The organism is Micromonospora sp. NPDC048909 (assembly GCF_040649635.1).
In the GTDB taxonomy this organism is placed as follows: Bacteria; Actinomycetota; Actinomycetes; order Mycobacteriales; family Micromonosporaceae; genus Micromonospora.
This window is the reverse complement of record NZ_JBEZFU010000002.1, coordinates 352,763-375,274: the sequence shown is the minus strand read 5'-3', so window position 1 is coordinate 375,274 and position 22,512 is coordinate 352,763. Positions and strand designations below refer to the sequence as shown.

At 72.2% G+C, this 22,512-nt stretch carries 23 protein-coding genes; 12 read left to right on the top strand and 11 right to left on the bottom strand.

All coding sequences use genetic code 11. From position 1 onward, the window contains the following. Window positions 1-129 precede the first annotated feature (129 nt). The 4 genes from AB0C04_RS07925 (at window position 130) to AB0C04_RS07910 (ending at window position 3,793) form a co-directional block, all read left to right on the top strand. The gene (locus tag AB0C04_RS07925; protein WP_357050771.1) at window positions 130-1,920 is read left to right on the top strand and encodes a RelA/SpoT family protein; all 1,791 of its coding nucleotides are present in this window, start codon (window positions 130-132) and stop codon (window positions 1,918-1,920) included. Window positions 1,921-1,972: 52 nt separating this feature from the next. Beyond that, window positions 1,973-2,515 (top strand): NUDIX domain-containing protein, encoded by a 543-nt coding sequence (locus tag AB0C04_RS07920; RefSeq protein ID WP_357050022.1) that lies wholly within the window; start codon window positions 1,973-1,975, stop codon window positions 2,513-2,515. Window position 2,516: 1 nt separating this feature from the next. Then, on the top strand, window positions 2,517-3,389 hold the full coding sequence (locus AB0C04_RS07915; RefSeq protein ID WP_357050019.1) for a sugar phosphate nucleotidyltransferase: 873 nt from the start codon (window positions 2,517-2,519) through the stop codon (window positions 3,387-3,389). Between the two features lie 116 nt (window positions 3,390-3,505). Continuing rightward, window positions 3,506-3,793 carry an Lrp/AsnC ligand binding domain-containing protein gene (locus AB0C04_RS07910; RefSeq protein WP_088961047.1) on the top strand — a complete coding sequence of 96 codons (288 nt, stop codon included), beginning with the start codon at window positions 3,506-3,508 and terminating at the stop codon, window positions 3,791-3,793. An 88-nt stretch (window positions 3,794-3,881) separates the two neighbouring features. On the opposite strand, the gene AB0C04_RS07905 is transcribed toward AB0C04_RS07910, so the two are convergent. The 5 genes from AB0C04_RS07905 to AB0C04_RS07885 form a co-directional block, all read right to left on the bottom strand. Then, window positions 3,882-4,580 (bottom strand): DUF4142 domain-containing protein, encoded by a 699-nt coding sequence (locus tag AB0C04_RS07905; RefSeq protein WP_357050015.1) that lies wholly within the window; start codon window positions 4,578-4,580, stop codon window positions 3,882-3,884. A 212-nt stretch (window positions 4,581-4,792) separates the two neighbouring features. After that, the gene (locus AB0C04_RS07900) at window positions 4,793-6,421 is read right to left on the bottom strand and encodes a cytochrome b N-terminal domain-containing protein (RefSeq protein WP_357050012.1); all 1,629 of its coding nucleotides are present in this window, start codon (window positions 6,419-6,421) and stop codon (window positions 4,793-4,795) included. Then, complete coding sequence (locus AB0C04_RS07895; RefSeq protein ID WP_350872266.1) at window positions 6,418-7,506, bottom strand: Rieske 2Fe-2S domain-containing protein; 1,089 nt, start codon at window positions 7,504-7,506, stop codon at window positions 6,418-6,420. Before AB0C04_RS07895 ends, AB0C04_RS07900 begins: the two co-directional genes overlap by 4 nt. Before the next feature lie 61 nt (window positions 7,507-7,567). After that, window positions 7,568-8,404: a cytochrome c gene (locus AB0C04_RS07890; protein ID WP_350872264.1), complete on the bottom strand. Its 837-nt coding sequence runs from the start codon at window positions 8,402-8,404 to the stop codon at window positions 7,568-7,570. A gap of 72 nt (window positions 8,405-8,476) precedes the next feature. Beyond that, entirely contained in the window at window positions 8,477-9,076 is a 600-nt protein-coding gene (locus tag AB0C04_RS07885; protein WP_350872262.1) for a heme-copper oxidase subunit III, read from the bottom strand. Between the two features lie 108 nt (window positions 9,077-9,184). On the opposite strand from AB0C04_RS07885, the gene AB0C04_RS07880 reads away from it, so the two are divergent. The 4 genes from AB0C04_RS07880 to AB0C04_RS07865 all read left to right on the top strand — a co-directional run bounded on the left by AB0C04_RS07880 (window position 9,185) and on the right by AB0C04_RS07865 (window position 12,414). Beyond that, window positions 9,185-10,171, top strand: coding sequence for a cytochrome c oxidase assembly protein (locus AB0C04_RS07880; protein ID WP_357050008.1), 987 nt, complete (start codon window positions 9,185-9,187; stop codon window positions 10,169-10,171). Window positions 10,172-10,277: 106 nt separating this feature from the next. Further along, the gene (locus AB0C04_RS07875) at window positions 10,278-10,673 is read left to right on the top strand and encodes a hypothetical protein (RefSeq protein WP_357050005.1); all 396 of its coding nucleotides are present in this window, start codon (window positions 10,278-10,280) and stop codon (window positions 10,671-10,673) included. Between the two features lie 86 nt (window positions 10,674-10,759). Beyond that, window positions 10,760-11,806 carry an anthranilate phosphoribosyltransferase gene (gene trpD / locus AB0C04_RS07870; protein WP_357050001.1) on the top strand — a complete coding sequence of 349 codons (1,047 nt, stop codon included), beginning with the start codon at window positions 10,760-10,762 and terminating at the stop codon, window positions 11,804-11,806. Between the two features lie 401 nt (window positions 11,807-12,207). Continuing rightward, window positions 12,208-12,414 carry a hypothetical protein gene (locus AB0C04_RS07865; RefSeq protein ID WP_357049998.1) on the top strand — a complete coding sequence of 69 codons (207 nt, stop codon included), beginning with the start codon at window positions 12,208-12,210 and terminating at the stop codon, window positions 12,412-12,414. An 828-nt stretch (window positions 12,415-13,242) separates the two neighbouring features. On the opposite strand, the gene AB0C04_RS07860 is transcribed toward AB0C04_RS07865, so the two are convergent. Next, window positions 13,243-13,668: a cytochrome c oxidase subunit 4 gene (locus AB0C04_RS07860; RefSeq protein ID WP_357049995.1), complete on the bottom strand. Its 426-nt coding sequence runs from the start codon at window positions 13,666-13,668 to the stop codon at window positions 13,243-13,245. Between the two features lie 10 nt (window positions 13,669-13,678). Then, window positions 13,679-14,644: a cytochrome c oxidase subunit II gene (gene coxB, locus AB0C04_RS07855; RefSeq protein WP_350872252.1), complete on the bottom strand. Its 966-nt coding sequence runs from the start codon at window positions 14,642-14,644 to the stop codon at window positions 13,679-13,681. Between the two features lie 197 nt (window positions 14,645-14,841). Between coxB and AB0C04_RS07850 the strand changes: the two genes are divergently transcribed. Beyond that, window positions 14,842-15,993 carry an aminotransferase class V-fold PLP-dependent enzyme gene (locus AB0C04_RS07850; RefSeq protein ID WP_357049991.1) on the top strand — a complete coding sequence of 384 codons (1,152 nt, stop codon included), beginning with the start codon at window positions 14,842-14,844 and terminating at the stop codon, window positions 15,991-15,993. Further along, entirely contained in the window at window positions 15,990-16,223 is a 234-nt protein-coding gene (locus AB0C04_RS07845; RefSeq protein ID WP_350872250.1) for a sulfurtransferase TusA family protein, read from the top strand. Before AB0C04_RS07850 ends, AB0C04_RS07845 begins: the two co-directional genes overlap by 4 nt. Window positions 16,224-16,235: 12 nt before the next feature. Here AB0C04_RS07845 and AB0C04_RS07840 read toward each other — a convergent pair whose 3' ends face one another. From AB0C04_RS07840 to AB0C04_RS07825, 4 genes are all read right to left on the bottom strand, one after another. Continuing rightward, the gene (locus AB0C04_RS07840; protein WP_357049988.1) at window positions 16,236-16,790 is read right to left on the bottom strand and encodes an ATP-binding protein; all 555 of its coding nucleotides are present in this window, start codon (window positions 16,788-16,790) and stop codon (window positions 16,236-16,238) included. Then, window positions 16,787-17,764, bottom strand: a complete 978-nt coding sequence (locus AB0C04_RS07835; protein WP_357049985.1) for a carbohydrate kinase family protein — start codon at window positions 17,762-17,764, stop codon at window positions 16,787-16,789. The genes AB0C04_RS07840 and AB0C04_RS07835 overlap by 4 nt, the downstream gene beginning before the upstream one ends. Window positions 17,765-17,937: 173 nt before the next feature. After that, on the bottom strand, window positions 17,938-18,306 hold the full coding sequence (gene erpA / locus AB0C04_RS07830; RefSeq protein ID WP_350872245.1) for an iron-sulfur cluster insertion protein ErpA: 369 nt from the start codon (window positions 18,304-18,306) through the stop codon (window positions 17,938-17,940). Window positions 18,307-18,469: 163 nt separating this feature from the next. Further along, window positions 18,470-19,630, bottom strand: coding sequence for a glycerate kinase (locus AB0C04_RS07825; protein ID WP_357049981.1), 1,161 nt, complete (start codon window positions 19,628-19,630; stop codon window positions 18,470-18,472). Between the two features lie 44 nt (window positions 19,631-19,674). On the opposite strand from AB0C04_RS07825, the gene nadA reads away from it, so the two are divergent. Both nadA and murA read left to right on the top strand, forming a co-directional pair. Beyond that, window positions 19,675-20,874, top strand: coding sequence for a quinolinate synthase NadA (nadA, locus tag AB0C04_RS07820; RefSeq protein ID WP_357049978.1), 1,200 nt, complete (start codon window positions 19,675-19,677; stop codon window positions 20,872-20,874). A gap of 211 nt (window positions 20,875-21,085) precedes the next feature. Further along, window positions 21,086-22,441, top strand: coding sequence for a UDP-N-acetylglucosamine 1-carboxyvinyltransferase (murA, locus tag AB0C04_RS07815; protein ID WP_350872240.1), 1,356 nt, complete (start codon window positions 21,086-21,088; stop codon window positions 22,439-22,441). The last annotated feature ends 71 nt before the right edge of the window (window positions 22,442-22,512 follow it).

Below are 22,512 nucleotides of genomic sequence, written 5' to 3'. Positions count from 1 at the left end.
CCAAGTGACCGATCGGACTACGTCGACTCCTTTAGGCTGTTAGAGAAGTGCAGTCCTGCCCGTTTCGTGGGCCTGCTCCCGGTTGCCGGGTTTTGGCAGCCGCGGGGCCGGGGTGAGGAGGTGTCCCTCGTGGACGTCGACGCCGGACACGGCGCCGCCCTGGGGGGCGCCCTTCCGACCCAGCCGGGCGAGCTGCCCCTGACCCGCCGGCTACGGTCACTGCTCACCTGGCCGACCGCCGACAGCGACCCGGTCAACCACCTGGTCCGCACCCACCGGAGCATCCACTCCGGCACCGACCCCGCGGTGCTGCGCCGGGCCTACACCATCGCCGACAACATGCACCGCGGCCAGTTCCGTAAGAGCGGCGAGCCTTACATCACCCACCCGCTCGCCGTCGCGCAGATCTGCGCCAACCTCGGGATGGACACCATCACCCTGGTCGCGGCGCTGCTGCACGACACCGTGGAGGACACCCGCTACACCCTGCAGGCCCTCCAGGAGGACTTCGGCCGCGAGGTGGCCCACCTGGTCGACGGGGTGACCAAGTTCGACAAGGCGTTCTACGGCAAGGCGGCCGAGGCCGAGACGATCCGCAAGATGATCGTCGCGGCCGGCCGCGACGTCCGGGTGCTGATCATCAAGCTGGCCGACCGGCTGCACAACATGCGCACCCTCGGCGTCCGGTCGGCGGCGTCCCGGCAGCGCATCGCCCGGGCCACCCAGGAGGTACTGGTCCCCCTCTGCGACCGGCTGGGCATCCAGACGCTCAAACGGGAGCTGGACGACGTGGTGCTGCTGCACCTGGAGCCCGAGGAGCACGCCCGGCTCGCCCGGCACGTGCACGACCGGCCCGGCTGGGACGCCTACCTCGAGGACGTGGTCGCGAAGGCGAAGGTGGCGCTGCGCCGCAGCCGGGTCGACGCCGAGGTGAGCCCGCGTCCCCGGCACCTCTACTCGATCTGGAAGGACACCGTGGGCGGCGGCCACAGCGCCCCCTACGACCTGCCGCGCATCGCGGTGGTGGTGGACGGTCCGGCCACCGACTGCTACGCCGCGCTCGGCGCTATCCACGGCACCTGGCGCCCAATGCCCGGCCGGTTCAAGGACTACATCGCCTCACCCAAGAACAACCTCTACCGGTCCCTGCACACCAGCGTGCTGGGTCCGAAGGACCGCACGGTCGAAGTGCTGATCCGCACCGAGGAGATGCACCGCGCGGCCGAGTACGGCATCGCCGCCGAATACCGCTTTCCCCGCCCCGGGGGCGGCGCGGCCACCAGCGGCGAGCAGCTCTCCTGGCTGCATCGGGTGCTCGACTGGGAGCAGGACGCGGCCGACCCGGCCCAGTTCCTCGAGTCGCTGCGCTGCGACCTGGCCGAGGCGCAGATCCAGGTGTTCGCCGACGGCCGGCAGGTCGTGCTGCCGGCCGGCGCCACCCCGGTCGACCTGGCCTACGAGCTGGGCACCGAACGGGGCGACCACTGCCTCGCCGCCCGGATCAACGGCCGCCTGGCGCCGCTCTCCTCCGAACTGGAGGAGGGCGACGTGGTGGAGATCTTCACCGAGAACGACGCCGACAACGGCTTCGAGGCCGAGGCGGCGCCGCGCGGCCCGCGCAAGGAGTGGCTCGGCTTCGTGAAGTCGCCGCACGCGCAGATGCAGATCAACCGCTGGTTCGCCGAGCACACCGAGCCGGGCATCACGATCAGCGACAAGGTGCGCCTCGGCCGGGCCACCATCGGGCTCACCCTGCGTCAGCACAACCGCGGGCTGGCCAGCGATCTGCCGCTGCTGCGACTCGCCGAGGAGTTGGGCTACCCCGACCTGGAGACCCTGCTGGTCGCGGTCTTCGACCGGGTGATCGAGCCGGACGCGGTGGTCCGGCAGCTGATCGACCTCGTCGATCACCGGCAGTGACCGCCGGCCCCCGCCGGGCACGAGCGGCGCTCGCGACCACTAGCCTGGAGTCATGATCCCCCGCTCGCGCGCCACCGGACGAGCCGTCGCATACCAGCTCTTCTACCGGCTGCCGCTGCCGGTGCGCCGCCGCCTGGTCCGGCTCGCCGTGCCGAAGTACATCGTCGGCGCGGTGACCCTGGTCCGCGACGCCGAGGCCGAGGGGGCGGGCCGGTTGCTGCTGCTCCGCCAGCCACCCGGGCACAGTTGGACGCTCCCCGCCGGGCTGCTGCAACGCGGCGAGGCGCCGGTGGTCGGCGCGGCTCGCGAGCTGCACGAGGAGTCCGGCATCCGGCTCTCCCCCGCCCGGCTGACCCCCGCCGTGCCGAACGCCGTGGTGCACGCCAAGGGCTGGGTGGACGTGGTCTTCACCGCCGAGGTGCCGGCGTCGAGCACCGAGCTGACGGTCGACGGGGCGGAGGTCTTCGAGGCCGCCTGGCATCCGCTGGACGACCTGCCCCGGCTCAGCTGGCCCACAGCGCGGCTGCTCGCTTACTACGGGATCGGCCCGCTGGTCGGGCAGTTCCCGCCGCCGGTGCCCGACGCGGAGCAGTGACGTGCTCCCGGCCGGCGCGGGCGACGTCTGTGCCGTGGTGCTCGCCGCCGGTGAGGGCACCCGGCTCCGGCCGCTGACCGAACGGCTGCCCAAGGCGCTCTGCCCGGTCGGCAACGTGCCGCTGCTCGACCGGGCGCTGGCCCGGCTGGCCGGGCTCGGGCTGACCGGGCCGCAGCGGGTGGCGGTGAACGCCTGCTACCTGGCCGGGCAGGTGGTCGAGCACGTCGGGGACCGGGCACATCTGTCGGTCGAGCCGGGCGACCCGCTCGGCACCGCCGGTGGGGTGGCGCACCTGCGGGACTGGATCGCCGGCCGGCCGGCGCTGGTCGGCAACGCGGACGCCTACCTGGCCGATCCGGCCGCCCCGCCCGGCGCGGACATCGCCGCGCTGCTCGCCGACTGGGACGGCCGGGAGGTGCGCCTGCTGGGTCAGCCGGCCGCCGACCCGGGGGCGCCCGGCACGTTCGACGGGTACGCCTTCACCGGGTTCTCGCTGCTGCCCTGGCCGCTGGTCCGGGACCTGCCGGCGGGGTTCGGCGATCTGGTGCACACCGTCTGGCGGCCGGCCGAGGCGGCGGGCGCGCTGAGCGTGGTGCCTTACCGGGGCACGTTCTTCGATACCGGCACGCCGGCCGACTATCTGGCCGCGAATCTGCACGCGGCCGGTGACGAGTGCCTGGTCGACCCGAGCGCGACGGTCACCGGCCGGTGCCGGGGGTCGGTGGTGGGGGCGGGCGCCACCGTGCGCGGCGACGTCGACCGGTGCGTGCTCTGGCCCGGCGCGACGGTCCGCGCCGACGAGCGGCTGCACGAGGTGATCCGGGCCGGCGACGACCTCACCGTGCCGGCCGCCCGAGCACCGGGGAGGATCTAGGATGAGCGAGCGTCAGCGAGCGAATCATCGACGCTGCGCGCTGGTGCCTCGTGACGGCACGGAGCGTAGCGGAGTGCCGGCATGAGCGACGAAGCCGACGAACGGAGAAATGTCCCGTGATCACCGCGATCGTGCTGATCGACTGCGCCACCGACTCGATCCCCGAGGTGGCCGAGACCCTGGCCAACCTGCCCGGTGTCAGCGAGGTCTACTCGGTGGCCGGGCACGTCGACCTGATCGCCATGGTCCGGGTACGCGAGTTCGAGCAGATCGCCCAGGTGATCGCGGGCAGCATCTCGAAGGTGCCGGGTGTGCTGAACACCGAGTCGCACATCGCCTTCCGGGCGTACTCGCAGCACGACCTGGAGGAGGCGTTCGCGATCGGCCTGGCCGGCGCCGACTGACGGCCGGCGGGCCCGCGCCGGGGCGCGTGCGGACGCGCGGCGGCCGGCCCACCTGACTGGATGGACCGGCCGCCGATGCTGCCTGACGTCAGCTCTCGCTCGGAACCGGCGTCTCGGTGGTGCCGCCGCCCGGAGCCGGCGACTCGGTGGTACCACCCGGAGCCGGGGACTCGGTGCCCGGCGACTCGGTGCCCGGCGACTCAGTGCCCGGCGATTCGGTGCCACCCGGGCTCGGGGTACCGCTGGCGCTGGCCTGCGGAACCGGAATGCCCAGCTGCTGGGCCAACTGGACCAGCTCGTCGTAGTGCGCCTGGAGGGCCGGCAGCGCGGTCTGCGCCAGCTGGACCACCGACTGCTCGGAGCCCTGCGAGATCTCCGTCTGGGTGGCCTGGATGGCCTGGACGTGACCGGCCAGCTCCGCGGTCACCCACTGCCGGTCGAACTCCTGGCCGGACAGGTTGTTCAGCTGGTCGATGACGGCCTGCTGGTCCGCGGTGGGCGCGTTGGGCAGCTGGACGTTGAGCTGGGAGGCGGTCTGCTGCACCGTCTGGTCCAGCTGGGTGTGGTCGGTCACGAACATCTTGCCCAGGTCCTTGACCCGCTGGTTCTGACCCTTCTGCTGGGCCAGCTCACCAGCGGTGATCTCGAACAGGTTGACCTGATGGATCGCCTGCAGGTACTGGGTGTCCTGCGACGACGGCTGCGCCGCGGCCTGCGCGGCTGCGGCCGGCGCGAGGCCGACCACCACCAGCGCGGCCATCAGGCCAAGGCGTTTGATACCCAACATGCTTCCTCCCCTAGAGACGTTGGACCGCACGGATACCCGGCTCACCGGGGTTATTCCTGCGATCGCCCGACGCGAGGGGATGGCGCAGTAGGCCGCAGCGTCCGGCTGCGGACCGGCCGCCCGGCGCCGCCGGGTACGTCCGGTCCTGGGGTGGAAAACGGACGTGGCGCCCACCGGAGGATCCGGCGGACGCCACGTCCAGGTGGTTCAGGTCAGCGACGGCTCTCGCCGCTGCTGATCTCCTCGCGCTCCGGTCGGGGCTCGACCGGCGGGTGTCCCGGCGAGACCGGCGCCTCGGCCGGCCGCTCGATCGGGTAGAAGAAGCCCCGGATCGCCGGGCCGAGGGCACCGAGCCGGTTCATCTTCTTCGGCACCACCCAGCCGGCGTACGGCAGCTCACCGTGCCCGTCGTGCCCGTCAGCCGCGCTGAGCGGCTGGTGCACCTCGACGAACCGGCCGTCCGGCAGCCGCCGGATGATGCCGGTCTCGACGCCGTGCGCGAGCACCTCCCGGTCGTGCTGCTGCAGACCGAGGCAGAGCCGGTAGGTGACGTAGTACGCCAGCGGCGGCAGGATCAACAACCCGATCCGGCCGGCCCAGGTCATCGCGTTCAGGCTGATCTGGAACTTGTCGGCGATGACGTCGTTGGCGCCGGAGAGGGTCAGCACGACGTAGAAGCTGACCGCCATCGCGCCGACCGCGGTCCGGGCCGGTGCGTCCCGAGGCCGCTGGAGCAGGTTGTGGCTCTTGCGGTCCTTGAGGTGCCGCGCCTCCAGGAACGGGTACATGGTCGAGAGGCCGACCAGGATGCCGGGCAGGACCACCGTCGGCCAGAACAGCGGCGGGATGACGTAGCCGTCGCCGATCGGGATGGGGATCTGCCACGCCGGCATCAGACGAGTCGAGCCGTCCAGGAACATGACGTACCAGTCCGGCTGGCTGGCGGCCGAGACCACCCACGCCTCGTACGGGCCGAAGAGCCAGATCGGGTTGATCTGGAACAGACCGCCCATCAGCGCGATCACGCCGAAGACGACCATGAAGAAGCCGCCCTGCTTGATCGCGTACCGCGGGAACATCCGCTCGCCGACCACGTTGCCGTTGGTCCGGCCGGGGCCGGGCCACTGGGTGTGCTTCTGCTTGAAGACCAGGCCCAGGTGAACCGTGATCAGCGCGAGCAGCAGGCCCGGGATGAGCAGCACGTGGGCGATGAAGAAGCGGCTGATGATGATCGTGCCCGGGAACTCCCCGCCGAAGATCGACGAGGTGAGCCAGGAGCCGATCACCGGAATGGAGAGCATGATCGCCGAGGCGATCCGCAGGCCGGTCCCGGAGAGGCCGTCGTCCGGCAGCGAGTAGCCGGTGAAGCCGGCCAGGAAGCCGACCCAGAAGAGCAGCGAACCGATGATCCAGTTCGTCTCGCGCGGCTTGCGGAACGCGCCGGTGAAGAAGACCCGCAGCATGTGCACGACGATCGCGGCCATGAACAGCAGCGCCGCCCAGTGGTGCATCTGCCGCATGATCAGGCCGCCCCGGACCTCGAACGAGATGTCCAGGCTGGAGGCGTACGCGGCGGACATCGGCGTGCCCCGCAGCGGGGCGTAGCTGCCGTTGTAGACCACCTCGGTCATCGCCGGCTCGAAGAAGAAGGTCAGGAAGACCCCGGTGAGCAGCAGCACGATGAACGAGAAGAGTGCGATCTCGCCGAGCAGGAAGGACCAGTGGTCCGGGAAGACCTTGTTCAGCAGCCGGCGCAGCGGGGTGGCCACCTGGAAGCGGTCGTCCACTCCCACCGCGGCCTTGCCCGGCGTCGCCGCCAGGTCGAACTTACGACGCTTCATGGCCGCTCCCAGAAGTCTGGCCCGACGGTCTCGGTGTAGTCGGACTTCGCAACGAAGAAGCCCTCGGCGTCAACCTCGATCGGCAACTGCGGCAGCCGCCGGCTGGCGGGGCCGAAGACGGGCCGGGCGTTGTCGGTGATCAGGAACTGCGACTGGTGGCACGGGCAGAGCAGCCGGTTGGTCTGCTGCTCGTAGAGACTTGCCGGGCAGCCCGCGTGCGTGCAGATCTTCGAGAACGCCGCGTAGTTGCCCCACATGAAGTCGCCGTGGCCCTCCTTCTCGTTGGCCCGGCGCGACTGCTGCGCGTCCGAGTCGCGAAGGTGGATCAGCAGCGTCGGCGAGTCGGCGTGCTGGTTGCTCACGCCGTGCTCGATGCCGGGGAAGACGGTCAGCTGGCCACCGGCGCTGATGTCCGCCGGGCGGACCGGCCGGCCGTCCTCGCGGACCAGCCGGATCTTCTGACCGCCCTCAGCCGGAGCGAACCCGGTGGTGAACATCTGGTTGTTCTTGTGCGGGTTGGAGATCAACCCGCCGACCAGCGGCGCCGCGGCGACCGCGGCGACCGGCGCCAGGCCGGCGAGCAGCGAGATGCCGAGCAGCGGACGGCGCTTCACGCCCAGCTCGTCGGCCATGTAGAGCATCGTCTGGCCGGTGATGGTGCGGCCGTCAGCGTCCACGGCGCCCTCGTGCCGGTCCTGGATCGAGACCTCCTTGGGCAGCAGCTTCTTGCCCCAGATCAGGATGCCGAAGCCGATGCCGAGCAGGGCCACGCCGAGGGTGACGCCGAGCAGCGGGGTGTAGAGCTTGTCGCCGCCGCGGCCCGGGGCGTACTCCCACGGCCACCAGATGTAGACCACCAGGAAGGCGGTCGCCGCCAGGCCGGTGAGCAGGAAGATCGAGGCGACCAGGCGGGTCAGCCGGCGCTCGGCCTTCGAGCCCGGGACGACCTGCTGCTCGTAGTGGACGATCTCGATGTCGTCCCGGCGCGCGCCCTCGCGGACGATGTCGAAACGGGTCAGGCCGGGGGTGTTCACGTCGAGCGGCTCCCGGCCCTGCTGGGCCTGGTGCTCGGTGTGCGTGCTCATGCCGTCACCTCGCTACCGGCGGTGCCGACCCACGGCACCACAGCACTGAATCCATTGTCGGTCACGACTTGCCCGCAATCCACAGGCTGGCGAAGACCAGCGCCACGATGCCGACCAGGAAGATCGCCAGTCCCTCCGTGGAGGGGCCGTACCGACCGAGGTTGAAGCCACCCGGGTCCTGGTCGTGCTTCAGGGTCTCCTGGATGTAGGCGATGATGTCCGCCTTCTGCTCCGGGGTGATCTGGTTGTCACCGAAGACCGGCATGTTCTGCGGGCCGCTCAGCATGGCCGCGTAGATCTGCCGGTCGCTCGCGGGGTGCAGGCTCGGGGCGAACTTGCCCGAGGAGAGCGCGCCGCCGCCACCGCCGAACGCGTGGCACTGCGAGCAGTTGATCCGGAACAGCTCACCGCCGGCCGCGATGTCGGCGTCGTCACGCAGGTCGCTGCCGTTCGGCACCACCGGGCCGCCGCCCAGCTGCTGGATGTACTCGGCCAGCTGGCGGGTCTGGTCGTCGGTGAAGAGCGGGGGCTTGCGGTGCGCCTGCGCCTCCTGCCGGGCCAGCGGCATACGGCCGGTGCTGACCTGGAACTCGACCGAGGCCGCGCCGACACCGATCAGGCTCGGCCCGCGCCCCTCGACACCCTGCGCGTTGCGACCGTGACAGGTCACACAGCTCACGTCGAACAGCGCCTTGCCCTCGGCGGCGGCACCGGTCAGCGTCGGATCGTCCTGCGCCTGTGCGCCGGGGGCGAAAGCGGTGTAGGCGCCGCCGGCCAGAATCAGCGCGGCGAGCAGGCGGACCGCGGCGCCCAGCCGGCGGCGGCCCCTGCTGCGCGCTGCGGGCCGCTCGCGCAGCCGCGCGAGCAGACCGCGTCGGCGGTCGTTGTCAGAAGTCATGACCTGTGTCCTTAACCGGTTGGACCTTGTCTCAGGGGACGGAGCAACGGCGCGGTTCGTGACGCGCCAAGATCACTGAAGCCAGTAGATCATGGCGTAGAGCCCGATCCACACGACGTCCACGAAGTGCCAGTAGTACGACACGACGATCGCCGAGGTCGCCTGCGCCGGGGTGAACCGGCCCATGGTGGTGCGGATCATGAAGATGATGAAGGCGATCAGACCGCCGGTCACGTGCAGACCGTGGAAGCCGGTGGTCAGGTAGAACATCGACCCGTACCCGTCGTGGTTGATCTTGACGCCCTCGTGCACCAGCTCGCGGTACTCGTTCAGCTGCCCGAGTACGAAGATCAGGCCCATCACGAAGGTGAGCGTGAACCAGCGCCGCAACGAGTGCACGTCGCCCCGCTCGGCCGCGAAGACACCGAGCTGGCAGGTCACCGAGGACAACACCAGGATCACCGTGAAGGTGGTCGCGTACGGGATGTTGAGGACCTCGGTGTGCTCCGCCCACTGCTCCGGCGCCGCCGCGCGGATGGAGAAGTACATCGCGAACAGCGCCGCGAAGAACATGAGTTCGCTGGAGAGCCACACGATCGTCCCGACGCTGACCATGTTCGGTCGGGTCAGGGAGTGGATCCGGCTCTTGTCAATGGCTGGGGCCGCAGTCACGCGGTCATTATTGCCCCTGACCGGCGTCGGCGATCAGCGGGGTGGCAAACCCGCGCCCCAGGTGGCCCGATCGTGAAGGTCCGGTTCGCCTGGCCTAGCCTGAAAAGCGTGCTGCACGTCGATCCGATCTTCGCCGCCACCTCGGGCATCCCGTCGAGCGTGGCCGCCGCCACCTCGGCCGCCGTGCCGAGCCTGGCCGCCGGGGGCGAGGCGACCCCGCCACCGTTCACCATCAGCGCCGTGCTGACCGAGACCCGGCTGGACAGCTGGCTCGCCCTCAGCCTGGTGCTCGCCGCCGGGATCTACCTCTACGGCGTGCACCGGCTGCGGATCCGCGGCGACCGCTGGCCTGTCGCCCGGACGGTCTTCTTCCTCGGCCCCGGCCTCGGCGGCATCGCGCTGGTCACGGTGAGCGGGCTGCACGCGTACGACACCGCGCTGCTGAGCGTGCACATGATCCAGCACATGGTGCTGTCGATGGTGTCGCCGATCTTCCTGGCCCTGGGCGCGCCGATGACGCTGGCTCTGCGCACCCTGCCGGTCGGGCCGCGCAAGCGCCTGCTGGCGATCGTGCACAGCCGCCTCGCCCGGGTCTACAGCTTCCCGCTGGTGGCGTTCGCCATCTTCGTGGTCAACCCGTTCGCGCTCTACTTCACCGATCTCTACCGGTTCACCCTCGAGCACGCCTGGGCGCACGAGCTGGTGCACGCGCACTTCATCATGACCGGCTGCGTCTTCTTCTGGCCGCTGCTCGGCCTCGACCCGCTGCCCGGTCGGTGGCCGTACCCGGCCCGGGCGCTGCTGATGCTGCTCTCCGTGCCGTTCCACACCGTGCTCGGGCTCACCATCATGCAGAGCACCACGCTCTTCGGCGGCGACTGGTACCCGTCGCTGGGTCTGACCTGGGCGGACCCGCGCGACGACCAGGTCCTCGCCGGCGGCATCCTCTGGGCCGGCGGCGAGTTCGTCAGTGTGACCATGCTCGCGGTGCTGGTCGTGCAGTGGGTGAAGCAGTCCGAACGCGAGGCCCGCCGGATCGACCGCGAGCTGGACCGCCAGGAGGCCCGCGAGCGCGCCGCCGAGTCCACCGCCTGAGCAGCTCGGACGGTACGCCCCGACGGGGCCGCCGGGCGGGACGTCACGTACATCACGTCGACCGGTACGATCAGCGGGCAGCTACGAGGTGGGAGCCAGTCCAGCGATGAGCGATCGTGTTTGCACCGTCCTGCTCTACAGCGACGACCCGCAGGTCCGTGACCGGATGCGGCTGGCCGTCGGCACCCGGCCCGCGCCCGGCCTTGAGATCGAGTTCGTCGAGGCGTCGACCTACCAGGAGGTCATCCGCCTGGTCGACGACTACGAGATCGACCTGCTGCTGCTCGACGGCGAGGCGAGCCCCGGCGGCGGCATCGGCATCGCCCGCCAGGTCAAGGACGACCGCGAAGACGCTCCCCCGACCTGCGTGGTGATCGCCCGCGCCGCCGACCGATGGCTCGCCGCCTACGCCGAGGTCGACGCCACCCTGGTGCACCCGCTCGACCCGGTGACCACCGGCACCACGGTGGCCGAGCTGCTGCGGACGCACGCACCCGCCTGACGTCCCCCGCTCCGGCACCGCCACGGCGCCGGACCGACCGGCGCCGGTTCATCCCACCCGCATCACGCACGCTCGGGAGGCCCGCGATGGGCGATCGGACCTGGCCGCACCTGCTCAACGCGCTGCTGCGCGGCGAGGAGCTCTCCACCGCCGACACCGCCTGGGCGATGGGCGAGATCATGGCCGGCTCGGCGACCGCCGCGCAGATCGCCGGGTTCGCCGTGGGGCTGCGCGCCAAGGGCGAGACCTCGGCCGAGCTGGCCGGTCTGGTCGAGGCGATGCTCGGCCGGGCGGTCCCGGTCACGCTCGGCGAGGAGCTGCGCTCGACCGCGCTGGACGTGGTGGGCACCGGCGGTGACCTCGCCCACACCGTCAACATCTCCACCATGGCCGCCCTGGTGGTCGCCGGCGCCGGCGTACGCGTGGTCAAGCACGGCAACCGTGCGGCGTCCTCCTCCTGCGGCACCGCCGACCTGCTGGAGTTCCTCGGCGTGCCGCTGGATCTCGGCCCGGACGGGGTTGCCCGCTGTGTCATCGAGGCCGGTATCGGGTTCTGCTTCGCGGCCCGGTTCCACCCCGGCATGCGGCACACCGGCCCGGTCCGGCGCGAGCTGGGCGTACCCACCGTGTTCAACTTCCTCGGCCCGCTGAGCAACCCGGCCCGGCCCCGGGCCGGCGCGGTGGGCTGCTTCGACGCCCGGATGGCCCCGGTGATGGCCGGGGTGTTCGCCGGACGCGGCGACTCGGTGCTGGTGATGCGGGGCGAGGACGGGCTGGACGAGTTCACCACCGCCGCGCCGACCCGGGTCTGGGTGGCGCAGGGCGGCGCCGTACGCGAGACGGTGCTCGACGCGACCGACCTCGGCGTGGCCCGGTCCACGATCGGCGACCTGCGCGGCGGGGACGTCGCCTTCAACGCCGACGTGGCCCGCCGTCTGCTGGCCGGCGAGACCGGTCCGGTCCGGGACGCCGTCCTGGTCAACGCGGCGGCTGCGCTGGCCACCCAGGGCCCGCTCGACGGTGACCTGATCGAAGCGCTGCGCGCCGGCATGGCCCGGGCGGCCGAGTCGATCGACTCCGGCGCCGCGGCGGCGACCCTGGACCGCTGGGTCGAGGTCGCCCGCACCGCCTGATCCCGACACCGACCCCACCGGCGTCCCGACGCCCCACCGGGTCCGACGGATCGCCGGGTCCGACGGTTCGGTGGCGGCGGTCCGACGGCTCGGTAGCGGGTCCGACGGTTTCGGCGGTTGGTCCGGCGGTGGCGCGGTCCGGCGGTGATGATCGACTCGGAATCCATGACGTCGGGGTGTCGACGGGCAGGGAGGCCCCGGTTGCACTGATCTCGAGTGGATCAACGCGCCGGCCGGGACCGACCTGCCGCCGTGCGGCTTCTCGCAGGTGAGCCCGGCGGCTCCGGCCGCCACCGCCCCGCCTGGGCGGTCCTGTCGGACCCGCGTGCGAAACTACATCGGAGTGATTCACCTCCGTCGTGTGCGGCACCCGCCGGCGGCCGGAGCGAGAGGAGACGCCCGTGTCGGAGCGCGAGTTCCACTGTGACAACTGCGAGGGCGTTCAGCCGTTCGAGGCGCCGCCGTGCGCCGACGGGCACGGCGCCGACTGTCCCGAGTTGGTCTGCACCGGCTGCGGCGCCGCCGTGCTGATCGCCACGTTCGCCTTCCGCGCGACGCAGCTCGCCGGCCGCCGTCGGCGCCCGCCGGCCCACCGCCGCGCCGCCTGACCGCCCACGTCAACGGCGCACCGCTGCGGACACCCGCCGCGCACGCCGAGGGCCCCGGCGCGCCGCCTGACCCCTCACGCCCACCACAGCGCGCCGCCACGGACACCCGCAGCCCTCGGCGTGACACCGCGGCCCCACCACCCACGCCCACCACAGGCGCGTTGCCACGGAGGCCCTCGGCGGCCACCACCGGGGCACCGCGCCGGGTGACCGCCCACGCCCCACCACCACGGCATCGCCGAGGGCACCCACGCGCCCGGCAGCGTGGCGCAGCCTGACCTCCCACGCCCCCACCGCCGGCACCCCGCCACGGACACCCCGCGCCCGGCCGGCGGCCGGCCCCTTACTGGCGGCCCGCAGGCCTGGCCAGTCCAGAGGCCGGGGCGCGAAGGATCCGCTCCATGTCGGCGACATGGCGGTGACCCGGTACGCCGGACACCGCCATGTCGGCGAACTGCCGATACCCGGCGCGCCGGACACCACCAAGTCGCCGAACTGGCGACGAGACGGCGACGAGACAGCGGGCAACTGGCGGCCAGACGGCGGCGAACCGCCGCGCCGGGCCACGGGCCGGGCAAGCGCCGGGCCGGGCTGGGCCGGGCGGGCGCCGGGCGGGGCCGGGCCGGACGGGCACCGGGCCGGGCCGGACGGACGAGCACCGGGCCGGGGCCGGACGAGCACCGGGCCGGGCCGGACGAGCGCCAGGCGGGCCGGACGGGCGCCGGGCGCCGGGCCGGATGGGTTGGCCGTGACGACGGGCCATGACGCGCGACGGCCCGCCTCCGGGTGGAGGCGGGCCGTCGTGGTGCTCGGGTGGTGCGGCCGGGCTCAGTGCTCGGCGGTGCGCCGGGTGCCGGAGTAGTACTCGAAGAGCAGCCCGCAGGCGGCGAAGATGACCGCCACCAGGCCGAGGCCGAGCAGCCAGAGCTGCCAGAACACCATGCCGAGGCCGGCGATGGCGGCGGCCAGCGCCAGGCCGAACGGCCAGTAGCTGCCCGGGCTGAAGAAGCCGACCTCACCCGCGCCGTCGGCGATCTCCGCGTCCGGCCGGTCCTCCGGCCGCAGGTCGATGCGGCGGGAGACGAACCAGAAGAAGCCGCCGCACATCGAGCAGAGGAGGAAGGACAGCAGCAGGGCGACGGTGCCGACCCACTCGACGCCGCCGGTCTCACCGTGCGTCCAGGCGCCGTAGAGGATGGTCGCGCCGGCGAGGAACCCGGCGATGAGAAGGAAGATACGCCACTCGGTCTTCATGCCCGCTCCCTCAGTTTCCCGCAGCCGGCAGGTCGTCGGGGTTGAAGTTGTTCTTCGTGCGCCGGGTGTCGAACGGCCTGGTGGTCTGGGCGTACGGGTCCTCGCCGATGGCCGACAGCGCCTCCTGGGTGGTCTTGCCGCCCTGCTTCGCCGCGAGGAACTGGTCGTACTGCTCCGGCGAGACCACCCGCAGCTCGAAGTTCATGAAGGCGTGGTAGCTGCCGCAGAGCTCGGCGCACCGGCCGACGTAGGCGCCTTCGGTCTCCAGGCTGGAGACCTCGAACACGTTGCGGATGTTGCCCGGCATGACGTCCCGCTTGAACAGCAGCTCCGGCACCCAGAACGAGTGGATGACGTCGCGGCTGGTCTCCTCGAACCGGATGGACCGGTTGGTGGGCAGCACCAGGATCGGGATGACCTCGCTGGTGCCCAGCGTCGAGGCGACGGTGTTGGCGTCCACGCCCTGGCCGTCACGGTAGTTGAACTGCCAGTTCCACTTGAACGCGACGACCTCGACGGTGACGTCGGGGTTGCGCGACGTCTTGTTCACGTCGGTCTGCACGATCGCCGTGTAGTAGAAGAGCACGGAGACGATCAGCACCGGCGCGATGGTGTAGAGGAACTCCATCGGCAGGTTGTAACGGGTCTGCACCGGCAGCTCGTTGCCCCGCTTCCGGTAGCGCACGATGCACCAGAAGATCAGGCCCCAGACGAAGACGCCGACCGCGAGCGCCGCGATGCAGGACGCGATCCACAGGTCGTACATCCGGCGGGACTCCGCGGAGATGCCGCCCTGCGGCCAGCCGAAGCCGTCGAACGCCGCGCCGACGTCACAGCCCGTGAGCAGGACCAGCAGCGCCACACCGCCGAGACCGAGCCCGGCGAGCCGACCAGCACCACGCCGGCGTCCACCGACTCCCGGGGAAGCGCTGTGCCGTACGGCCGACGGCCGTACCTCCGAACTCCTTGCGACCACCTGGTCCTGCCTCCCTAGCGCGCCGCGGTGTCTGCCCTGATCTCCCGGCCTCGGACGGCCGGGGCGACAGCACCTGCGGCAAAGGCGTCACCGACGGTCGCAGATTACTCGACCATGACGGACTGGACCGTGGTGGGGTCACTGTCCGCCCCCATCGGGGGGATCTTGGGCGTACCGCCGCGATAGCGTAGGGATCCGTGAGCGTATCCCTGGTCTACCTGGACGCGGCCACCGCCGCGCCACTGCATCCGGTCGCCCGGCAGGCGCTGCTGGCGGCCCTGGAGGACGGCTGGGCCGACCCGGGCAAGCTCTACACGCAGGCCCGCCGGGCCCGCCAGCTGCTCGACGCGGCCCGGGCCGCGACCGCGGAGACCCTGGGCGTACGCCCCGACGAGCTCTCGTTCACCGCCAGCGGAACGGCCGCCGCGCACGCCGCCGTGCTCGGTGGCCTGGCCGGGCGGCGGCGCGTGGGCCGGACCCTGGTGCACTCCGCCATCGAACACTCGGCGGTGCTGCACGCCGCCGAGCGGCACGTGGCGGACGGGGGCGCGGCGACCTCGGTCCCGGTCGACCGGCTCGGTGGGCTGGACCCGCAGGCGTGGGCGGCCGCGGTCGGCGCGCCGGGGGTGGCCCTCGCCGCGCTGATCGCCGCCAGTCACGAGGTGGGCACGCTCCAGCCGGTGGCGCAGGCGGCCGCCGCGTGCGCCGACGCCGGGGTGCCGCTCTACGTGGACGCGGCCCAGGTGGTGGGCCGGGTGCCGGTGCCCGCCGGTTGGTCGGTGCTGACCGCCAGCGCGCACAAGTGGGGCGGCCCGGCCGGCGTGGGCGTGTTGGTGGTGCGCAAGGGCACCCGGTGGGAGTCGCCCTATCCGGCCGACGAGCGGGAGGCCGGGCGTACCCCGGGGGCGTTGAACCTGCCGACGGTGGTGGCCGCGGCGGCGAGCCTGCGCGCGGTGGCGGCCGAGGCCGCGGCGGAGGCGGCCCGGCTGGCGCCGCTGGTGGACCTGATCCGGGCCCGGGTGGCGGCGCAGGTGCCGGACGTGGAGGTCGTCGGCGACCCGCAGAGTCGCCTGCCGCACCTGGTCACGTTCTCCTGTCTCTACGTGGACGGCGAGGCGCTGCTGCACGCGCTGGACCGGCGGGGCTTCGCCGTCTCCTCCGGCTCGTCCTGCACCTCCTCCACGCTGCGTCCGTCGCACGTGCTGGAGGCGATGGGGGTGCTCTCGCACGGCAACGTACGGATCTCGCTGCACCGGGAGACGTCGACGGCGGACGTCGAGCGTTTCCTCGCCGAACTGCCGGGAATCGTCGCCGAACTGCGCGCCGAGGCGGGGGTGGTGGGGCTGTGACCGTGCCGGACGAGGTGCTGGACTGTCGGGGTCAACGCTGTCCGCTGCCGGTGATCGCGGTGGCCCGTCGGCTGCCGGAGCTGCCGGTCGGGACGGTGGTCCGGGTGCTCGCCGACGACCCGGCGGCGGCGGTGGACATTCCCGCCTGGTGCCGGATGCGCGGTCAGGAGTTCGTCGGCACCGTCACCGGCCCCGACGGCCCGGCCTACGACGTCCGCCGCCAGCACTGACCCGCGCCGGGGTCAGTGCAGGTAGTTGAGCACGGCGGGCAGCGGGTCGGCGTCGACGGCGGTGTCCACCACCAGGCGCGGGCCGATGATCGGCTCGTACCGAACGCGGCCTACGAGGGTCTGTTCCCAGGTCGGGTGGTGCGGGTCCGGCGGCCGCGACTCGATCCGGCGCCGGTGCTCCGCCTCGTCGCCGCAGTGCACCTCGATGAGCCGCAGCGGCACCCCGGCCCGCTCGGCCAGGTCGTGCCAGAGGCCCCGCGCACTGGCCACCGGGTTGACCGCGTCCACCACCACGCTGAGCCCGAGCCCGAGCTGCACCTCGGCGAGCCCGGCGACCGCGCCGTAGGCGGCCATAACGGGCACGTCGCCGACCAGGCCGTAGCGGGCGAGGGCCCGCTCCACCGGGTCGACGGGCAGGACGGGGGCGCGCAGCGCCGCACCGACCCGGGCTGCGAGGGTGCTCTTGCCGACGCCGGGCAGCCCGGCGAAGGCGACCAGCAGCCGACCGCCGGCACCGGGTGGCACGGCGGCGGGGTCGACGACCCCGCCGACCGGGGCGGAGGTCACGGCAGCAGGTGCGGGCGGACCTCGTCGGCGGCCACATCCCCGTACGACTCGGCGAGCCGCTTGACGAACAGGTCCCGGCGGACCTGGTACTCCTGGGTGCCGACGGTCTCCAGCACCAGCGTGGCCAGCAGCGAGCCGACCTGGGCGGCGCGCTCCAGGCCGAGGCCCCAGGAGAGTGCGGTGAAGAAACCGGCGCGGAAGCCGTCGCCGACGCCGGTCGGGTCGACCGCCCGGGTCTCCCGCGCGATCGGCACGTGGATCGGGTCGATGTCCCGCCCGGCGATCTCGACACCGTGCTTGCCGAGCGTGGTGACCCGGATCTTGACCCGGTCCAGCAGCTGCTCGTCGCTGAGCCCCGCCTTGCTCTGCAGCAGCGACTTCTCGTAGTCGTTGGTCATCAGGTAGTCGGCGCCGTCGATCAGCGAGATCACGTCCTCGCCGGGCATCCGGGCCAGCTGCTGCGAGGGGTCGGCGGCGAAGGCGAAGCCGCGCTCCCGGCACTCGGCGGAGTGGCGCAGCATCGCCTCGGGGTCGTTCGCGCCGACCAGAACCAGGTCGAGCCCGCCGAGCCGGTTGGCGAGCGGGGCGAGTTCGATGTTGCGCGCCTCGCTCATCGCACCGGCGTAGAAGGAGGCGATCTGGCACATGTCGGTGTCGGTGGTGCAGACGAAGCGGGCGGTGTGCGCCACCTCGCTGATGTGCACCGAGTCGCAGTCCACGCCGTGGCGCTCGAGCCAGGAGCGGTAGTCGGCGAAGTCTGCGCCCACCGCACCGACCAGCGCCGGGTGCAGGCCGAGCTGGCCCATGCCGAAGGCGATGTTCGCCGCCACCCCGCCCCGACGCAGCACCAGGTCGTCCACCAGGAAGGAGAGCGACACCTTGTGCAGCTGGTCGGCGATGAGCTGGTCGGCGAAGCGGCCGGGGAAGCTCATCAGGTGGTCGGTGGCGATGGAGCCGGTCACCGCGATCTTCATGTCAACCCTCGGGGTCGGGAGCAGGGCGCGGTCAGACTACCGGTCGGTCAACCGGGCCGCGTCCGGTCGGTCGGACGATGGTCACCCGCCGGTCACCTGCGGGCCACGAGCCCACCGACGACGACGGGGCCGTCCCGTGGGACGGCCCCGTCGTGGGCGACGCGGAGGTCGACTCAGCTGAACGAGTCGCCGCAGGCGCAGGAGCTGCCCGCGTTGGGGTTGTCGATGGTGAAGCCCTGAGCGTCGATCCGGTCGGCGAAGTCGATGGTGGCGCCGGCCAGGTAGGGGGCGCTCATCCGGTCGACGACGACCTCGACACCGTCGTAGTCGGTGACGACGTCACCGTCGAGCGAACGCTCGTCGAAGAACAGCTGGTACCGCAGGCCGGAACAGCCACCCGGCTGCACCGCGATGCGGAGCCGCAGGTCGTCACGGCCCTCCTGCTCGATCAGGGCCTTGACCTTCTGCGCCGCGACGTCGGTGAGGACGACGGACGTAGCGGCCTTGGCCTCGGTCGACTCGGTCTGCGCTGGCGTGGTCACGTGGAATTCTCCCTGCGCGCGTTGGTTGTGGTCGTCCCGACCAACGTCACCCGCCGGTCAGCGATTCCCACTGTGGTCCAATTTCTGATTGTAGGCCGCCCCGGGCCGGACGACCCGGCGACGTGACCTCGGGGCTTCCCCGCACGGCGCAGGTCACACCCGGTCAGCGGCTCCACTGCCGGGCCAGCCGGGCGCCCAGCTCGCGCAGCCCGTCGGCGGGCCGGCTGAGCGCCGTGGCCAGGCCGCCGCGCTCCTCGCCCCCGAAGTGCTCCACCAGGCTGTACGCGTCGGTCACCCCGGCCGCGGCGGCCTCCCGCCGGCCGGTGCTCACCTGCCCGGCGAGCACCACGCACGGCACCCCCCGGTCCCGGGCCGCCCCGGCCACCCCGGCGACCACCTTGCCGCGCAGCGACTGGTGGTCGAAGGAGCCCTCCCCGGTGATCACCAGGTCGACGCTCTCCAGCGCGGTGTCCAAGCCGATCGCCCGGGTCACCAGGCCGATGCCGGACTCGCAGCGCCCGCCGAGAGCGAGGATCGCCGCGCCGATGCCGCCGGCCGCCCCGCCGCCGGGGAGCGCGCCGAGCTGCGCCGGAGCGCCGGGCAGATCCCGCTGAAGCACCTCGGCGAAGCGTTCCAGCGCGGCGTCGAGCAGCAGCACGTCGGCCCGGTCGGCGCCCTTCTGCGGGCCGAACACGCTGCTCGCGCCGTGCAGGCCGAGCAGCGGGTTGTCCACGTCGGTGGCGGCGACGAGCCGGGCGCCGCGCAGCCGGGGAGCGCCGTCGAGCGCGGCGAGCGCGGCGAGCGCCGCCCCGCCGTACGGCAGCGCCCGGCCGGCCTCGTCGAGCGGGGTGATGCCGAGCGCGGTGAGCATCCCCGCGCCGCCGTCGTTGGTGCCCGAGCCGCCGAGCCCGATGACCACCGTCGTGGCGCCGTGCTCCACCGCGGCGGCGACCAGCAGCCCGAGCCCGTACGAGGTGGTGCTCTTCGGGTCCCGCTCGGCCGGGTCGAGCAGGTGCAGCCCGCACGCCTGGGCGCTCTCCAGGTAGGCCGTGCCGTCGCCGGTGAGCAGGATCTCACCGGCGGCCGGCCGGCCGAGCGGATCGACGGTGCGCACCGGCACCCGGCGGCCGTCCAGCGCGTCGGCGAGGACGTCGACGAAGCCCGGCCCGCCGTCGGCGAGCGGCCGGATCAGCAGGTCGTCACCGCCGGTCACCGTGCGCCAGCCCTCGGCCACCGCGGCGGCGACCTCCGGGGCGGGCAGGGTACCGGCGAACTTGTCCGGACAGAGCAGTACGCGCATGCCGAGCAGTGTGGCAGCCCACATCGGCCGAGGCTGCGCCGCGCCCGTGCTGTGGGACCATGGGGGGCGTGACTTCGACCTGGGTGGAACCCGCAAACACCGCCACGGCACTGCTGCTGCTCGGTCGGGGCAGCGACCCGTCGACCGAGCGCGGCGTCGAGTGTCCCGGTGACCTGCCGGCGCCCAGCGACCAGGGTCTGGTCGCCCGGGCGGCGGCGGCGAAGGCGGCACTGGGCAGCAAGGTCTTCGTGCTGGGCCACCACTACCAGCGCGACGAGGTGATCCAGTTCGCCGACGTGACCGGCGACTCGTTCAAGCTGGCCCGGGAGGCGGCGGCCCGGCCGGACGCGGAGTACATCGTCTTCTGCGGCGTGCACTTCATGGCCGAGAGCGCCGACATCCTCACCACGGACGCGCAGAAGGTGATCCTGCCCGACCTGGCGGCCGGCTGCTCGATGGCGGACATGGCGGTGCTCGGGCAGGTCGAGGCGGCCTGGGACGCGCTCACCGAGCTGGGCGTCGCCGAGCAGACGGTTCCGGTCACCTACATGAACTCCTCGGCCGACATCAAGGGCTTCGTCGGCCGGCACGGCGGCGTGGTCTGCACCTCGTCGAACGCCAAGCGGGCCCTGGACTGGGCGTTCGAGCAGGGCTCGAAGGTGCTCTTCCTGCCCGACCAGCACCTGGGCCGCAACACGGCGGTGCTGGAGATGGGCTATTCGCTGGACGACTGCGTGCTCTACGACCCGCACAAGCCGAACGGCGGGTTGACCGCCGAGCAGCTGCGCGACGCGAAGATGATCCTCTGGCGCGGGCACTGCTCGGTGCACGGCCGGTTCACCCTCGACAGCGTCAACGACGTCCGGGAGCGGGTGCCCGGGGTGAACGTGCTGGTCCACCCGGAGTGCCGGCACGAGGTGGTCACCGCGGCCGACCAGGTGGGCTCGACCGAGTTCATCATCAAGACCATCGAGGCGGCCCCGGCCGGCTCGGCGTGGGCGGTGGGCACCGAGCTCAACCTGGTCCGCCGGCTGGCGGTGGCCCACCCGGACAAGCAGATCATGTTCCTCGACAAGGCGGTCTGTTACTGCTCGACGATGAACCGGATCGACCTGCCACACCTGGTCTGGGCGCTGGAGGAGCTGGTCGCCGGCCGGGTGGTGAACCAGATCACGGTCGATGCGGACACCTCGCACCACGCCCGGGTGGCACTGGACCAGATGCTGGCACTTCCGGGCGCGGTCACCCCGCCGCCCACCGCCAGCTGATCACTCTGCGTAGTGCCCTTGGTAGGTATTAGTGCCGGATCACCCAAATAACACTCTGCGGGCGGTGTGACCGGTTCCATTCTCATCCCTGAGGACTATGCTGCCGGAGCAACGACGCAGGCGACTGTTTCATCACGGCCGCATCCGGGGTACCGATCCACACCGTCGACCCCACCATCAACACGGCAGCACCGACGCGCTGGAGGTTGCGTTGACCGACGACGTCCTGGTCGTGCACGGAGGCACTCCGCTGGAAGGGCGGATCCGAGTGCGCGGCGCGAAGAACCTGGTCTCCAAGGCGATGGTCGCCGCGCTGCTCGGCGACAGCCCGAGCCGGCTGTTCGACGTGCCGAAGATCCGCGACGTCGAGGTCGTCCGGGGCCTGCTCGGACTGCACGGCGTCAAGGTGACCGACGGCAACGAGGACGGCGAGCTCGTCTTCGACCCGGCCAACGTCGAGAGCGCCAGCACCGACCAGATCAACGTGCACGCCGGGTCCAGCCGGATCCCGATCCTCTTCTGCGGCCCGCTGCTGCACCGGCTCGGGCACGCCTTCATCCCGGACCTGGGTGGCTGCCACATCGGGCCGCGCCCGATCGACTTCCACCTTCAGGCGCTGCGCGAGTTCGGCGCGACGGTCGACAAGCGGCCGGAAGGTCTGCACCTGTCCGCGCCGAACGGCCTGCACGGCACGAAGTTCGCGCTGCCGTACCCGAGCGTCGGCGCCACCGAGCAGGTGCTGCTGACCGCGGTGATGGCCGAGGGCGTCACCGAACTGCGCAACGCCGCGGTGGAGCCCGAGATCATCGACCTGATCTGCATCCTGCAGAAGATGGGCGCGATCATCAAGGTGCACACCGACCGGGTGATCGAGATCCAGGGCGTGCCGAAGCTGCACGGCTACACGCACCGGCCGATCCCGGACCGGATCGAGGCGGCGAGCTGGGCCGCGGCGGCGCTGGCCACCCGCGGGCACGTCGAGGTGCTCGGCGCGCAGCAGGCCGACATGATGACCTTCCTGAACATCTTCCGCTCGGTCGGCGGCGAGTACGAGGTCACCGACGCCCGCCCGCCGAAGCTCGGCGACCCGGGCCAGGAGGGCGGCATCCGGTTCTGGCACCCGGGCGGCGAGCTGAACGCCGTGGCGCTGGAGACCGACGTGCACCCCGGGTTCATGACCGACTGGCAGCAGCCGCTGGTGGTCGCGCTCACCCAGGCCCGCGGCCTGTCGATCGTCCACGAGACGGTCTACGAGCAGCGGCTCGGCTACACCGAGGCGCTGAACTCGATGGGCGCCAACATCCAGGTCTACCGGGACTGCCTGGGCGGCACCCCGTGCCGCTTCGGCCGGCGCAACTTCAAGCACTCCGCGGTGATCGCCGGTCCGAGCAAGCTGCACGCGGCCGACCTGGTCATCCCGGACCTGCGGGCCGGTTTCAGCCACCTGATCGCGGCGCTCGCCGCCGAGGGCACCTCGCGGGTCTACGGCGTCGACCTGATCAACCGCGGCTACGAGGACTTCGAGGCGAAGCTCGCCGACCTGGGCGCGCACGCCGAGCGACCGTAACCTCGCTCACCGCAAGTTGGCGCCCGGTGCACCGCGATGTGCACCGGGCGCCTTCGGTTGGCTACCCTTTC

Bases quoted from the DNA above. Each gene is read 5' to 3' on its own strand.
- trpD (WP_357050001.1), top strand. From the start codon at position 10,760: ATGGGCGATCGGACCTGGCCGCACCTGCTCAACGCGCTGCTGCGCGGC.
- AB0C04_RS07835 (WP_357049985.1), bottom strand. From the start codon at position 17,764: ATGAAGATCGCGGTGACCGGCTCCATCGCCACCGACCACCTGATGAGC.
- AB0C04_RS07860 (WP_357049995.1), bottom strand. From the start codon at position 13,668: ATGAAGACCGAGTGGCGTATCTTCCTTCTCATCGCCGGGTTCCTCGCC.
- AB0C04_RS07890 (WP_350872264.1), bottom strand. From the start codon at position 8,404: ATGACTTCTGACAACGACCGCCGACGCGGTCTGCTCGCGCGGCTGCGC.
- AB0C04_RS07895 (WP_350872266.1), bottom strand. From the start codon at position 7,506: ATGAGCACGCACACCGAGCACCAGGCCCAGCAGGGCCGGGAGCCGCTC.
- AB0C04_RS07825 (WP_357049981.1), bottom strand. From the start codon at position 19,630: ATGTGGGCTGCCACACTGCTCGGCATGCGCGTACTGCTCTGTCCGGAC.
- AB0C04_RS07905 (WP_357050015.1), bottom strand. From the start codon at position 4,580: ATGTTGGGTATCAAACGCCTTGGCCTGATGGCCGCGCTGGTGGTGGTC.
- AB0C04_RS07875 (WP_357050005.1), top strand. From the start codon at position 10,278: ATGAGCGATCGTGTTTGCACCGTCCTGCTCTACAGCGACGACCCGCAG.
- AB0C04_RS07920 (WP_357050022.1), top strand. From the start codon at position 1,973: ATGATCCCCCGCTCGCGCGCCACCGGACGAGCCGTCGCATACCAGCTC.
- AB0C04_RS07900 (WP_357050012.1), bottom strand. From the start codon at position 6,421: ATGAAGCGTCGTAAGTTCGACCTGGCGGCGACGCCGGGCAAGGCCGCG.